Origin of the sequence: Variovorax sp. V93 (genome assembly GCF_041154485.1) — a bacterium.
GTDB lineage: Bacteria > Pseudomonadota > Gammaproteobacteria > Burkholderiales > Burkholderiaceae_C > Variovorax > Variovorax beijingensis_A.
Genome location: NZ_AP028669.1, coordinates 3997931 through 4012267, shown reverse-complemented (window position 1 = coordinate 4012267; position 14337 = coordinate 3997931). Strand labels below are relative to the sequence as shown.

Here is a 14337-nt window from a genome sequence, read left to right as displayed (position 1 = left end):
CCTATCTTGCGTGTCGCGCAGCCAGGGCTTCGGCGTACAGGGTGCCGAAACGGGCGTCCGGCTGCCGGCGCAGCGCATCCAGAATCTGCGCGAGCAGGTCGGCCTCGCTTGCCGACTGCCACCAGACCTCGCGGTTCGCGTCCTGGGGCAGGTGTGCCCGCCAGCTGACCTCCACGAAGTCCTCCAGGTTGTCGTCGTTCAAGCCGAGCTTCTGGCCCAGCGCCAGCATGCGGCTCATTGCGGCGCCGTCCGGTTGCCGGTCGACGGGCACGTCGTTGCCGGCAAGGCGTGCCCAGGCGCGGTGGCCTGCCGGCGCGGAATGCGCTGCGTGCCATTGCACCAGGTCGAAGCCTAGGCGTCCGACTGCGGATGACGGCAGCGCTTCGGCGTCGTCGGGTCTGACGAAGGCCTGGAACCATTCGGGTTCGCGGGAGGTCGCGATGACGTCCTGCTGCACCAGGTCGGCCAGGGACCATGGCCGCCATGGCTGCTCCAGCGTCCACCAGCGGCGCACGGGGCCGAGCCACTGTTGGCGCTGTGCGTCGGACAGCCCGGGCCATGCGCGCTGCATCACGCGAGGGTCCTGATAGCGGAAGAGGCGCGCGCTGCCATCCGCAGGCGACAGCTGATCGCCCAGGTCCGCCAGGTGGCTGGCAATGGCCACGGCATTGGATTCGCTGAAGAGTACGCCGCACAGGGGTTGTCGCCTCTGGCGTTGTTCTGCGTGCAGCCAGGCTTGCGTCAGCCATGCGGGGAGGTCTTCGGCGATCAGGCGCACGACCGCCGGGTCGGTGGACGGGGCGGCCCAGCCCTGCAGCAGCGGCACGAGGCAAGGCGCGTCGTCCTCGCGGTGCTCGAAGTGGCGATCGGGCACGGCCACGCGCTCTTCAGCCATGGCGGGGTAGCGGTCCTCGATGGCGGCCGTCAATGCATTGGCTTGCCAGTGTTCGAGCAACAGATAGGCGCGCAGAGGGCGTCCGCCGGCGGCGGCGAGCAAGTGAGCCGCCGGGTTGAATGCCGCTCTCAGGTGTCGAACCAGTGCGGCGCAGCGCGGGTCCGCCGGGGAGGTGTCGGGGGATGCCATCGGGTCAGCGTGCCAACGAGCCCGCGCCCTCGTCGGACGCGCCGCCTTCCCTGAGCTTGCACTCCGATTCGCTGTGCGGCTTGACCGGCAGGCTGGCCGGCCCCGCGAGGTTGTGGCTGCCCGCATGCGCACGCCACTGCCCATTGGTGCCGCTCTCGATGCCATCCGCATTCCACCGGGTGTAGCTGGAGCCGCCGTTGATCAGCACCTCGTCCCGGGCCGTGATCGTGATGCGGTTGGCCTCCAGCTTGATGTTGAGCTTGGCCAGCGCATGGATGCTGGCCTTCATGGCCGTGATGTCGATGTCGGCCTTCGCCGCGGTCACGCGGATGCCGGTCTTGGCGGCGGACAGGCGCACCGCCTCCTTGGCGCTCACCAGGAAGCTGTTGCCGGCGGCAATGCTGGTGTGCGCGCCGCTGGTGAGGGCCGTGTGCTCGCCGCTCACGAGGTGGGTCGAGCCCTGCGTCGTCGTCTGGATGCCCGCGGGGCTGGCCAAGGTCAGGTGCGGCTCCTGGAACTCGGGGAAGAGGCCGTGCGCCTTGTCGCCGCCGCTGCCCGCGATGGCGTCGTTCTGTGCCTTGAGTGCCTTGGCCACCTCGTCCTGGTCGCCGGCCTCGTGCGCCCGGGCCTGCTGCGCGGCCTGGCCCAGGCTCTCGTGCAGGTCGCGCCCCTGCGTGAGCCGGGCGGTGGTCTCGGCCATGTCGGTGATGTGGCCCTGGGCGTTGGGCCGCGCCTCGGTGCTCAGCAGCAGGCCCTGGCCGGCCCGCAGGGCGCCATGGCCGTCGGTGCGCAGCTCGGCCCCTTGGCCGCGGTCGTCCTTGCGGCCCGTGACGTCGTCGAGGCGGCCGATGTGCCCCAGGCTCAGGCTGGAGCTCTGGTGGTCGCTCTTGAGCTGGGCCTGCACCTTGCCGCTGGAATCATCGAGGGCGAGGTGGTTGCTGCGCCCGCCGCCCAGCTCGCGGCTTCGGATGCCCGTGAGCTGCTTTTGCTGGGGCAGCTGCCAGGCCGGCATCTGGTCGGCGTTGTGCACCCGGCCGGTGACGATCGGGTGGTCGGGGTCGCCGCTCAGGAAATCGACGATCACCTCCTGCCCGATGCGCGGCAGCGCGGCCGCGCCGAAGGTGGCGCCGGCCCAGGATGTGGACACGCGCACCCAGCAGCTCGAATGCTCGTCGCGCTGGCCGAGCCGATCCCAGTGGAACTGCACCTTGATGCGGCCGTAGCGGTCGGTCCAGATCTCCTCGCCCGCCGGGCCGACCACCATCGCCGTCTGCGGGCCGCGGGTGCGCGGCTTGGGCGTGGTGCGCCGCGGCCGCCAGGCATAGCTCGTGGGCTGGGCCTCGAAGGCAAAGCGCTGCACCGAGCCCTCGGAAGGGGCGGCGCCTTCGCTGGCCTGCAGGTTCTCCTGCAGCTCGTAGTCCACGGCCAGCAGCAGGTGCTGGCGGTTCTGGTCCTCGCGCGGGTGGTGCGTGAGCCTGAAGAGGTGGCCCGGGGCCAGGTCGCGCCGGTTGGAACGGCCGCTGGCCCGGCTGCGTTCGCTCAGCTGCTCTTCGGTGCGGATGCGCGCATAGGCCTCGCCGTCCTCGTGCTGGGTGAAACCGCCGGGCCATTCGTAGCGCTCGAAATCGTCGTGGTCGTGCCCGGGCGGCATCTGCCGCAGGCTCGTGAGGTCGGCCCGGGGCTTCTCGAAGTCGTGGTCGTCGGTGTAGTAGTGGCCGGGGCGCACTTCGTCCGAGGACGTCCATTCGGTGATGCGCTCACTGGCCTCCAGCCCGCCGGTCATGCCGGCCTTCTCGTGCGGGTGGTAGCGCACGGCCTCGCCGCCGGGCAAGGGGGCGTGCGAACCCGCGATGTCGTCGGCGAAGACCAGCACCTGCTGCCCGGCCTCGTGGCGGAACCAGTAGTAGATGCCTTCGTGTTCGCAGAGGCGGGACACGAAGGAAAAATCGTCCTCGTGGTACTGCACGCAGTAGGTCCAGGCGCGGTAGCTGCGGTGGAGCTTCTGCTCGAGCGGGTGGCCGTAGCGTCCGAGCACGGCCGCAACGATCTCGGGCACGGTCTGGTCCTGGAAGATGCGGAAGTCGCTGCGGCGCGTGGCCAGCCACAGCCACGGTCGCAGGCGCATGCCGTAGAAGGCCTGGCGGTCGTCCTGTCGCGCAAGGCCGAAGCGGGTGACGAGGCCGCCCAGGTGGCGCACGCCGCCGCTCTCGGTTTCCATCACCACGGTGGCGGGCTGGCCCAGCAGGGCCTTCGCGTCGATCGCGTTGTGGCGCCCGAGCAGTTCGAGGTCGAAGGCGTACAGCTGGCTGAGCGCCTCGCGCCCCGCCAGGCGGTGGAATTGCAGTGCTTCGCCCAGCGGTGTCTGGAGGGTGACGCGGCGGCTCACGGATTGCATCTCCACGGGATCGACAAGATCGCCGGGGACGCGACGGACGATGTCGCAATGGCGTTTTTCACGCGGACTCCCTGCAGACTTTTTGTTGATTACTTTTTGCTTAAGAGAGCGAAATGGCCGCTCTCGATGTGTCGTCGTGCGCTGCGACAAGACGTTTCAAGCGACCGCAATTATGCGATTTCAATGCGTGGCAAGGCGCGAGTCTTCTTTCGCTTTTTGGGGATTTTGTTGCAGTTGCACCAGCGATTTGAATTGCGCAGCAATTGCACTCATACGACGTATGTAGTCAATGGATTTCGGCCGCACTTTTTATTTAAACGAAAGAACTCCTAGCCGCGCTCCACTGCACGCGCCAGTTGCGACAGCCGCTTGACCAGCGGCTCGAAAAGTTCCGCTGAAGTGTTGCCATAGCCCAGCACCAGCCCGTTGTCCGAAGGCCGCGGCCGGATCGCAAAGCCCGACAGCGCGGCGGGCGCGAGCCGGTAGCGCAGCGCATCGGCCGCGATGCGGCGGTCGTCGAAGCGCGGCGGCAGCCGCACCGTGAGGTGCAGCCCGCAATGGCCGCCGTCGATCTCGTGCGGCACCTTGAAATGCCTGTCGAGCGCCGCCCGCAGCGCCTGTTGCCGGTCGCGATAGAGGCGCCGCATGCGGCCCAGGTGCCGGCTGAACTGGCCGCTCTCGATGAAGTCGGCCATCGCGAGCTGCGCGTGGCGGTGCCCGCCGCGCAGCATTTCCTCGAGCGGTTTCTGCACCGCGGCCATGAGCGGCGCGGGCAGCACCACGAAGCCCAGCCGCAGCGACGGAAACATCGTCTTGCTGAAGGTGCCCACGTAGAGCACCGGCGCGTCGTCCACCAGCCCCTGCATCGCGCCGATGGGTTCGCCGGCGTGGCGGAACTCGCTGTCGTAGTCGTCCTCGATGATCCACGCGTCATGCCGGCGCGCCTGCGCGATCAGCGCCAGGCGGCGCGCGATGCTCAGCACCGCACCGGCCGGGTACTGGTGCGAAGGCGTGGTGTAGACCAGCCGGGGCGGGTGCTTCTGCCACTCGCGCTCGCTCGCGCACAGGCCTTCGGCGTCGACGCGCATCGGCACGATGCGCATGTCGCCGGCGTGCATGGCCGCCTTTGCGCCGCGGTAGCCCGGGTCTTCGACCCACCCGGTATCGCCGGGGTTCGACAGCAGCCGCACGCACAGCGCGATGGCTTCCTGCGCGCCCTCGGCCATCACGACCTGGTGCGGCTTGCAGCGCACGCCGCGCGCAATGGCCAGGTGCCGCGTGATGGCCGCGCGCAGCGGTGGTTCGCCCAGCGGATCGCCATAGCCGAGCGTGGCGGGGCTGGCATTGCGGATCGCGCGGTCGATCGCGCGCCGCCATGCGGCCGCCGGAAAGTGCGAGAGCGCGGGCATGCCGGGCCTCAAGGCCGCGTCCATCTCGGCGCGGGGCGTGCCGGGCTGGATGCGGACGAGCCGCTGCGCCGCGGCCGGTGCGGCACCGGATCTGGCGGGGCGCAGGGACTTTGCTGGCGGGGCCAGCTCGGTCACGCGCGTGCCCTTTCGATCGGGCTGAACATAGCCTTCGGCCGCCAGGTGCTCGTAGGCCGCAGTGACGGTGTTGCGGGAGATCGAGAGTGCCTCGGCCAGCGCGCGCGAACCGGGCAGCCGGCTGCCCGGCGCCAGGCCGCCGCCGAGAATGGCGCGCTTCAGGCGCTCGTGCAGCTGGCGCTGCATCGGGCCGGCCTCGCGCTCCTTGGCCAGAGGGGATTCGAACAGTGCCGCGGCGGCAAGATGGGGCGGGTTGCTCATGAGCGAAAACGTGGCACCATGAAATTGAACGAGCGTGGTGCTTCCGGTGGAGCCACGCAGGGCGTACTTTATCGTTCCCCGGCACTGCCGCCTCATTGCTTCCGAAAGCCTCCCATGTCAGCTCGCCACAACGAATACGGCCAACCCATCGGTCCCCTGGTGCCCGGATGGACGCCGCGCTCCCTGCCGCCGCGCCGCCCCATCGCAGGCCGGTGCTGCGTGCTCGAACCGCTCGACGCCGCCAGGCACGCCGACGACCTCCACGCGGCCTACGCGCAGGCGCCCGACGGCCGCGACTGGACCTACCTGTTCGTCGAGCGGCCCATCGATCCGGCGAGCACCCGGGCCCACATCGAACGCGCCGCACAGAGCGTCGATCCGATGCACTTCGCGGTGATCGACCGGCGCAGCGGCCGGGCCATCGGCACGCTCGCACTGATGCGCATCGACCCGGTCCACGGCGCGATCGAGGTCGGCAGCGTCACTTTTTCTCCGCTGCTGAAGCAGACGCCGATGTCGACCGAAGCGCAGTACCTGCTGATGAAGCTGGCCTTCGACGAACTCGGCTATCGGCGCTACGAATGGAAGTGCGACAACTTCAACGAGCCTTCGAAGCGCGCGGCCGCGCGCCTGGGGTTCCAGTTCGAAGGCGTCTTCCGGCAGGCGATCGTCTACAAGGGCCGCAGCCGCGACACCGCATGGTTCTCGATCACCGATGCCGAATGGCCGATGCTGCGCACGGCCTTCGAGCGCTGGCTTGCCCCCGAGAACTTCGATGCCGAGGGCCGGCAGCGCATGGCGCTCGACCGCTTCCGGCTGCCGCGCGCCTGAGGCCAGTCAGGCCGGCTGCCCGGGCTTTTGCGCCTGCTCGCACTTGACCTGGATCAGCTCGCGTTCATCGAGCGTCGCGCCAATGCGCACCGCGCTGAGGCAGCCGCCCCAGACGCAGCCGGTGTCGGTGGAGAGCAGGTCGGGCCGCGAGAGCCAGCCCAGCGTGGACCAGTGGCCGAAGGCGATGGTGGCATTGGCGGTCTTGCGGCCGGGCACGTCGAACCAGGGCATGAAGCCCTCGGGGCCGGGCAGCATGCCGTCCTTGCTCTCGAACTCCATCACGCCCTCGGCGGTGCAGAAGCGCAGCCGCGTGAGCGCGTTCACGATGGCGCGCAGCCTCGTGCCGCCGGTGAGCGTGTCGCTCCACTGCGCCGGCTCGTTGCCGTACATGCCGAGCAAAAATTCGCCCAGCGCCGGGCCGCGCAGCACCGATTCGACCTCCGCCGCCAGCGCGAGCGTGTCGCCGACCGTCCACTGCGGCAGCACGCCGGCATGCACCATGAGCAGGTCGCCGCCATCGATCTGCATGTGCAGCGCCATGTGCTGCTGGCGCACCCATTCGAGCATGGCTTCGCTGTCGGGCGCTTCGAGCAGGCCGGCCAGCGTGTCCTTGCGGCTGGACTTGCGCGCGCCGTGCGCCACGCCCAGCAGGTGCAGGTCGTGGTTGCCGAGCAGGCTCAGCGCCGAGGCGCCGTAGCCCTGCACGCGCCGCAGCACGGCGGCCGAGTCGGGGCCCCTGTTGACCAGGTCGCCCAGCAGCACGAGGGTGTCGCGGCTGGGTGAAAAACCGATCTTGTCGAGCAGTTTCTGAAGGGCGGCGTCGCAGCCCTGGATATCTCCGATCAAGTAAAGTGCCATGTCCTCATTTTCACCCCCCGTTCATGGATGTTCTCCTGCTGGCCTTGCTGACCACGCTGAATGCGTTGTTTGCGATGTCCGAAATGGCCCTTTCAACCAGCCGGCGTGCGCGCCTGGCAGCACTGGCCGAAACGGGCGATGCCGGCGCGGAGGCCGCGCTCCGGCTGATGGAGGAGCCGACCCACTTCCTGTCGACCGTTCAGATCGGCATCACCTCGATCGGCATGCTCAGCGGTATCGTGGGCGAGGCCGCCTTTGCGGAGCCGCTCTCGGTCTGGATGGAGAGCCTGGGCATGGGCCGCGGCACCGCCAGCGTGGTGTCCACCGCGGTGGTGGTGACCTGCATCACCTTCTTCACCATCATCTTCGGCGAGCTGGTGCCCAAGCGCATCGGCCAGCTCTACCCGGAGCCCGTGGCGCGCTGGGTGTCGCGCCCGATGCGCGGGCTGGCCAAGGGCGCCAAGCCGTTCGTGTGGCTGCTCGCGAGCGCTACCGCCGCCGTGCTGAAGCTGCTGCGCATCGACGCCAATGCCGCGCGCTCCATGACCGAGGAAGAAATCTCGGCCAGCCTGGAAGAGGGCGTGGACGCCGGCGTGATCGAGCAGCACGAGCACCAGATGGTGCGCAACGTGTTCCACCTGGACGACCGCCGGCTGTCGTCGCTGATGATCCCGCGGGCCGACATCGAATGGCTCGACGCCTCCGACACCGTGGCCGAGGCGTTGCAGAAGGTGGCCGACGCGGGCGCGCTCAACCTGGTGCATTCCTGGTATCCGGTGTGCCGCAATTCGCTCGACGACGTGGTCGGCGTGATCAGCGTGGCGCACCTGCTGCGGCTCGGCACCGGCCATGACGGCGTGCTCGGCCAGGAGGCCGCGCCAGCCGTGTTCGTGCCCGAGACGCTCACCGGCATGGAGCTGCTCGAACAGTTCCGCGAACGCGGCGGCCGGCTGGTGTTCGTGGTCGACGAATACGGCGTGGTGCAGGGCCTCATGACACCGCGCGACATGCTCGAAGCCATCACCGGCGAACTGCAGCCGGGCACCTTGACCGATGCCTGGGCGCGCGAACGGCCCGACGGCGTGTGGGAGCTCGACGGGCTGATGCCGGTGTCGGAGCTGCGCGCACGGCTCGGCATCCGCGAGCTGCCGGAGGAGGAGCGCGGGCGCTACAACACCGTGGCCGGCCTGCTGATGGCAGTCTCGGGCCACCTGCCCAAGACCGGCGAAGTCATCGACTGCGCGGGCTGGCATTTCGAGATTGCCGCGCTCGAGGGGCGCCGCATCGACCGGGTGCTGGCCACGGCCGACAAGTCGGCGTCGACGAACGGCTAGAGCCCGTTCACTTCATCAGAAATCAGAAGTCCACACACCATGAACCCCACCGAAGACATCTACACCGAGCCCAACGCCGATCCTGACACGCTCGCCAATCTCGGGCCGCTGCGCGCCATGGCGGGCATCTGGGAGGGCAGCCGCGGCGTGGACGTCAAGCCCAAGCGCGAAGGCCCCAAGACGCAGGTCTACGTCGAGCGCTACGAGCTGCAGCCGATCGATCCGCAGACCAACGGCCCCCAGCTGCTGTACGGCCTGCGCTACCACACCTACATCCACAAGCCCGGCCTGACCAAGATGTACCACGACCAGGTGGGCTACTGGCTCTGGGAGCCGGCCACCGGCACGGTGCTGCACACGCTGGCCATTCCGCGCGGTCAGGTGGCCATGGCCAGCGGCCATGCCAAGGCGGACGACACGCGCTTCACGCTGAGCGCCGAGCGCGGCAGCCTGGTGAACGGCATCGTGTCGAACCCCTTCATCGAGCACGCGTTCACCACGCTGGCGTGGAACATCACGGTGACCATCAACGCCGACGGCACCTGGTCCTACGACCAGGACACGGTGATGCAGATCCAGGGCCGGGCCGAGCCCTTCCATCACACCGACCGCAACACGCTGACGCGCGTCGAGGGGCCGGGGCGCAATCCGCTGGCCATGCCCGACGCGCCGGCCGCCGTGGCCGTGCAGAAAAAGTAGCGGCGAAGGCGCCCGCCGGGCGCCCCGCACTCACCAGCGGATCTTCAGGCCCACGCTGCCGTTCAGGCCGCTCTTCACGCGCGCGCCGCTGCCCGAGGCCCAGAACTTGCCGACCTCGCCATACAGGCTCATGCTTTGTGTGAGCTGCAGCGTGGCACCGGCCGCCAGTTCGGTGCTGGTGCCGCCGGTGCGCGTGGCAATGTCGGTATAGGCCGCGGGGCCGATGAAGCGCGTGACGTCCGTGCCGCTGCTGCTGCGGTAGAGGTTCAGCCGCGCATAGGGCTGCAGCGGGCCGGCGCTGGTGGTCATCTCGCCCTTGACCCGCACGCCGGCGCGCACCAGCCAGCCGCTGTGGCTGTGCTGCTGCACCACGGCGCCGATGATGCCGGCGTCGTCCAGGCTCACGCGCTGATGCACCAGCTGCAGCTGCGGCTCGACGATCCACTCCGGCGAGATGTGGAATCCCTGGCCCACCTCGACGGAAGCCAGCAGGCTGTGGCCCTTGCCCGAGCCGGCCGAACCCAGCGTCGTGGCCGCTGTGTAGCGGTGGCGCCCTGCCTGCAGCACGCCGTCCACGTACAGGCCGCTGTCGTTCTTCCAGGTGGCGTAGGCGCCCAGGTACTGGCTGCGCAGGTCGCTGGAGCCGACCCCATAGCCCTGCACGCCGCGGGCAAAGCCGGTCACGCGCATGTCGCCCTCGAGCTGGCCGACATAGATGCCGACGCGCCAGTGGGGATCGGCCCACAGGTCGTTGCCGGCCTGGAAGCCCGTGAGGCGCCCCTTGCTGGTGGGGCTCACGGTGCCGGCCTGGGCGATGGTGCGGTCCATGCTGATGATGCGGGCCCAGCCCTGGCGGTAGCCCTGCTCGGGCGTGGCCGTGGCGAGGCCGGCCGCGCCGTCGTCGCCCACGCGCTGGTGGAGGTTGCCCACCATCGCCAGGTTGGACTGGCGGAACTGCCCGGGCAGCGCCGCGTACAGCGGGACTTCGGCACGGTAGGTGGGCACCGTCACGCCCGCAGGCGGGGAGCCGCCATCGCTGCTTCGCGGGGGGCCGCCATCGTCCGGTGCAGGTGCAGGTGCAGGTGCAGGCGCAGGCGGTGCAGGTGGCGCAGGTGGCGCAGGTGGCGCAGGCGGTGCAGGCGGTGCAGGCGGCGCAGGTGGTGCAGGCGGCGCAGGTGGCGGTGGGGGTGGCGGAGGAGGAGGAGGCGGCGGCGGCGCGACGATGACGCCGGAGCGCAGGTACCAGTTCTCGCCGGCGCCGCTGGCGTCGGCGGCGTGCAGCCGGTACTCGTAGGCGCCGGCGTCGACGTGGCCGCCCGCCAGGCGGAAGGCGTCGCGGGTGGTCTGCGCCGTGGTGGTGGCGCCGTTCATCGCGGTCACCACCTCGATGCCGTTGCCGCTGGTCAGTGCGCCCAGGCCGCCCAGGTTGGTGATCTGGATGTTGGTGGTGCCGCTGGCAATCGCGGTGCAGCCGCTGAGGATCAGCCGGTCGCTCAGACTGGCGCTGGTGCCCAGCGCGGTGCCCAGGCGCAGCGTGCCGTCGTTGCCTACCCAGGGGCCCTGTACGGTGAGCGTGGCGCCGGGCGTGCCGCTTAACAGCGAGACGATGCCGCTGTTGGCCATCGATGCGATGGTCTGGCTGTGGCCCGCCAGGTCGAGCGTGGCGCCCGCGTTGACCGTGAAGGCGCTCGCGCTGCCGAAGGTGCCGGCCGCGCCGGCGCGCAAGGTGCCGGCCGCGACGTTGGTGGCGCCGGTGTTCGTGTTGGCGCCGCTCAGGGTGAGCGTGCCCGCGCCGACCTTCACCAGGTCGCCGGCGCCCGAGATCGGGCCCGACCAGCCCATGCCGTGGCCGTTGGTGTCGATGGTGCCCGTGCCTCCCAGCAGCAGTGCGTTGTCCAGGCTCAGGCCGTCGGCTCCGGCGATCACGCTGGCGCTGGCACCGCTTCCGATGGCAATGGCGCCCAGCATCGATGAGCCCGTGTTTACGGTCAGGCTGTTGCTGCCGCCGGTGAATGCCACGGCCGGTGCGCGCGTGGCGCCGTCGCCGCCGAGCCCGCCAGAAATGGTGCCGCTGTTGCTGATGTTCAGGTTGGCGCCCGCGATGCCGGCGCCGCCGGTGCCGTGCGCGCCGCTTGCGCCGCCGTTGCTGTTGGCCCCGCCGGTGCCGCCCGCGCCACCGGCGATGGTGCCGCTGTTGGCAATCGCCGCGCCGCTGCCTATGGAGAGAAGGCCCACGCCGCCGTCGCCGCCGCTGCCGGGCGCACCGGTGCCGCCCAGGCCGCCACCACCCGCGCCGCCAGCGCCCCCGGCGCCGCCGGTGATCTGGCCGGCGTTGGTCACGGCGAGGGTGCTGCCGGCCAGCGTGGCACCGGCGCCGCCCGCGCCGCCGCCGCCGCCCGCGGCATTGCTTCGGGCCGGCAGCAGTTCGGACCCGCCCGCGCCGCCGGCACCGCCTGCGAGCGTGCCGCTGTTGCCGAAGCCGAGCCCCGGCGTTGCGGCGCTGATGAAGAATCCGCCGCCGCCACTGCCGCCGCCGCCGCCCTGCGAATAGGCGTCGCCGCCCTTGCCGCCGGCGCCGCCGGTGGAAGTGCCGGCCGCATCGTAGTTGTTGACCAGGCCGATCAGCGTGGATCCATAGCCGCCGGCGCCGCCGCCGCCGGCGGCCCAATAGCCGTTGCCGCCCGCGCCTCCGCTGCCACCGGTGTAGCTGCCCCAGGACGCGATGGTGGTGGAGCCCATCAAAAAGCCGTGGTATCCGCCGCCGCCGCCGCCCCCGTATCCATTGCCGTTGCTGAAATCGCCGGTCTGCGATTCGCCCGCGCCGCCATCGGCCCCCTGCAGCACGCCGGGGGAGACGATGGTGCTGGAGCTGCCCGCCGCACCGCCCGCGCCCGCGGTGGCGCCGCCGAAACTTCCGACGTCGGCGGCGGACCCCGCCGTGACCGCGGCATCGGTCGACGACCCGCCGTCCCCGCCGTGCGCGTTCACGGAGCTGTCGTTGAATCCGCCCGCGCCGCCGCTGCCGTTGCTGCCGCCGGTACCCGCATGCAGCGTGCTGTCCACGGGCTGGCCGCCCGCGCCGCCCCCGGCCAGGGTCGAGCCGGCACTCAGGCACAGCACCGCCATGGCAACGGCATGCAGGCCGGTCGTGCGCACATGGCCGCGTGCGATTTCTGGCGCGGCCACCCATGCGCGGAGCGCCGGATTCCAGAGGGTTCGGAAGGTCTTGTTCATGGATTTACCTTTTTCACGGCTTGTTTCCCTAAGTGATCTGCCAACTGGCGACGTCTGCTGTCCATGGCGGACCCAGGCGTTTTCCCGTGAAATCACTGTAGGAATTGCGGCGCCTGCGCACATGAGCGGTGCGTCCCTTCTGCGGGGAGACAAGCGTCCCGCCCGTGCGCGCCGCAGCCATGACAAAGCGCCTGCCGGCCGGGCTGCCTCTTGTCCTACAGGAAAGGCGCGGCCCAGCCGCGAGGATCGAGGGCATGAGCAATTCGATCTTTGCGTGGGTAAGTGCGGCCGCGTGCTGCGCAGCCGCCACCGCCGCGATGGCGGAGCCGGTGAAAGTGCCCCTGGACAGCGACGACAAGGGCACCATCTACGTGGCGCCCAACGTCAATTCCACTGAAACCTCGGCCTACACCAAGGGCGCGACCGTCGGCGTGCAGCGGCCCGACGGCAGCGGCAGCTACATCGGCACCGACACCTCCACGCCGCGGCCCACCTACTCGCTGGGCGCGAGCACGGGCGGCAATGTGTCGCTCACGGGCGGCGTGCTGACGGATGGCAAGAGCAACAACGGCGTGAAGGCCGGTGTGACCATCAAGTACTGAGATTCCTCAGGCGAGGTTCAGACGAAGGTGCCGTACACGATGAACCCGTCGTGCGTGGCGACCTTGTCGTAGAGCGCGCGTCCGGCAAGGTTGGTCACCTGCGTCTGCCAGTAGACGCGGTGCGCACCCACGCGCTTCACGTGCGCATACACGCCTTCGATCAACTGCCGCCCCACGCCCCGGCCGCGCTCCGACGGCAGCGTGAACAGGTCCTGCAGGTAGCAGTTCGGCTCGATGCGCGTGGTGCTGCGGTGAAAGAGATAGTGAGTGAGGCCCACCAGCCGGCCGTCGCGTTCGGCCACCAGCGCGTGCACCGGCTCGTAGGCGTCGAAGAAGCGCTGCCAGGTGACGCGCGTGATCTCCTCGGGCAGGGCCGTGGGGCCCTCGCGCTGGTAGAAGGCGTTGTAGCCGTCCCACAGCGGCTTCCATGCGGCGTAGTCGTCGGGTGTCGGAGGGCGGATCAGGAGGGAAGCGGTCGTCATGCGTCGGTGGCCTGCACGTTGAAAACATGCGATTGCAACACGGCCCGGGTCAACGCGCGAAGAAATGCTCCAGTGCCTGCGTGGGCAATCGGTGCCGCAGGCCGATGGCGACCACGCCGGCGCGCGCGTCCCGCGGCGGGCTGGCCTTGCGCAGCGAGCCATGGCGGCCGGCGAACTGGACCTCGGACCATTCGTCGCCGCACGCGCCCTGGCCGGTGCGCAGCAGGCCCTTGAGCCGCAGCACGCCCAGCGGCACGTCGCGCAGCCATGCGCGCAGCAGCTCGGCAGGGATGGCGGCCGCGGGCTGCGCGCTCCAGGTCTGGAACATCGCGCCATGGTCGGGGGCGTGGTGGTGGCCGTGGTCGTGCTCGTGTTCGCATTCGCCCGCGCAGGGCCCGCGACCCACGGCCGGCAGCGCCAGGCCGGACAGCAGCGCGAGCGGCACCGCGGACTGGGTGGCTTCGATGCGCGGCGTGCCGGGCGCGGTGGCCTCGGCCCAGGCGTTCGCCTGCGCGAGCGCGTCCGCGTCCGCGAGATCGGCCTTGTTGAGCACCACGAGATCGGCGGACTTCAACTGCCGCGCCAGCGTGTCCGCCAGCAGCACGTCGCGCGATTGCTGCGCCACCGCGGTCGCATCGACCAGCACGATCACGCCCTCCAGGCTCAGCTCGGGCGCGGCCATGCCGATCTGCGCAATGCGCCATGGATCGGAAACGCCGCTGGCCTCGATCACCACCGCATCGAAGGGCGTGGCCGACTCGATGACCTGCACCAGCGCGCGACCCAGGTCGTCGCCGATCTGGCAGCACACGCAGCCGTTGGTCAGCGCCAGCGTTTCGCCGTGGGTGGCGGCGACCAGCTCGGCATCGATGTTGAGCGCGCCGAAGTCGTTCACCAGCGCCGCGATGCGCAGGCCCTGCGCCTCGCGCAGCCAGCGGTTGAGCAGCGTGGTCTTGCCCGCGCCCAGGAAGCCGCCGATGACGGTGAGCGGCAAGCGCCTGTTCCCTTGCGTC

11 protein-coding genes are annotated in these 14337 nt (G+C 70.2%); 4 read left to right on the top strand and 7 right to left on the bottom strand.

Translation table 11 applies throughout. The features are described from left to right. Position 1: 1 nt before the first annotated feature. The 3 genes from ACAM54_RS18960 to ACAM54_RS18950 form a co-directional block, all read right to left on the bottom strand. Entirely contained in the window at positions 2–1084 is a 1083-nt protein-coding gene (locus ACAM54_RS18960; protein WP_369648585.1) for a DUF4123 domain-containing protein, read from the bottom strand. 4 nt (positions 1085–1088) lie between these two features. Continuing rightward, complete coding sequence (locus ACAM54_RS18955; RefSeq protein ID WP_369648584.1) at positions 1089–3470, bottom strand: type VI secretion system Vgr family protein; 2382 nt, start codon at positions 3468–3470, stop codon at positions 1089–1091. A 338-nt stretch (positions 3471–3808) separates the two neighbouring features. Then, on the bottom strand, positions 3809–5284 hold the full coding sequence (locus ACAM54_RS18950; protein WP_369648583.1) for a PLP-dependent aminotransferase family protein: 1476 nt from the start codon (positions 5282–5284) through the stop codon (positions 3809–3811). 114 nt (positions 5285–5398) lie between these two features. Here ACAM54_RS18950 and ACAM54_RS18945 point away from each other — a divergent pair, with 114 nt between their 5' ends. Further along, on the top strand, positions 5399–6115 hold the full coding sequence (locus ACAM54_RS18945; RefSeq protein ID WP_369648582.1) for a GNAT family N-acetyltransferase: 717 nt from the start codon (positions 5399–5401) through the stop codon (positions 6113–6115). A 6-nt stretch (positions 6116–6121) separates the two neighbouring features. On the opposite strand, the gene ACAM54_RS18940 is transcribed toward ACAM54_RS18945, so the two are convergent. Continuing rightward, positions 6122–6973: a symmetrical bis(5'-nucleosyl)-tetraphosphatase gene (locus ACAM54_RS18940; protein ID WP_369648581.1), complete on the bottom strand. Its 852-nt coding sequence runs from the start codon at positions 6971–6973 to the stop codon at positions 6122–6124. A gap of 23 nt (positions 6974–6996) precedes the next feature. On the opposite strand from ACAM54_RS18940, the gene ACAM54_RS18935 reads away from it, so the two are divergent. Further along, positions 6997–8307, top strand: a complete 1311-nt coding sequence (locus tag ACAM54_RS18935) for a hemolysin family protein (RefSeq protein ID WP_145747531.1) — start codon at positions 6997–6999, stop codon at positions 8305–8307. 39 nt (positions 8308–8346) lie between these two features. After that, positions 8347–9006 carry an FABP family protein gene (locus tag ACAM54_RS18930; protein ID WP_145747530.1) on the top strand — a complete coding sequence of 220 codons (660 nt, stop codon included), beginning with the start codon at positions 8347–8349 and terminating at the stop codon, positions 9004–9006. A gap of 30 nt (positions 9007–9036) precedes the next feature. Here ACAM54_RS18930 and ACAM54_RS18925 read toward each other — a convergent pair whose 3' ends face one another. Then, positions 9037–12240, bottom strand: coding sequence for an autotransporter outer membrane beta-barrel domain-containing protein (locus tag ACAM54_RS18925; RefSeq protein WP_369648580.1), 3204 nt, complete (start codon positions 12238–12240; stop codon positions 9037–9039). A 254-nt stretch (positions 12241–12494) separates the two neighbouring features. On the opposite strand from ACAM54_RS18925, the gene ACAM54_RS18920 reads away from it, so the two are divergent. Then, the gene (locus tag ACAM54_RS18920; protein WP_145747528.1) at positions 12495–12842 is read left to right on the top strand and encodes a hypothetical protein; all 348 of its coding nucleotides are present in this window, start codon (positions 12495–12497) and stop codon (positions 12840–12842) included. Positions 12843–12859: 17 nt separating this feature from the next. Here the strand turns inward: ACAM54_RS18920 and ACAM54_RS18915 are convergent, their stop codons facing one another. Next, positions 12860–13324: an N-acetyltransferase family protein gene (locus tag ACAM54_RS18915; RefSeq protein ID WP_369648579.1), complete on the bottom strand. Its 465-nt coding sequence runs from the start codon at positions 13322–13324 to the stop codon at positions 12860–12862. A gap of 49 nt (positions 13325–13373) precedes the next feature. After that, positions 13374–14318 (bottom strand): GTP-binding protein, encoded by a 945-nt coding sequence (locus ACAM54_RS18910; RefSeq protein WP_369648578.1) that lies wholly within the window; start codon positions 14316–14318, stop codon positions 13374–13376. Between the last annotated feature and the right edge of the window lie 19 nt (positions 14319–14337).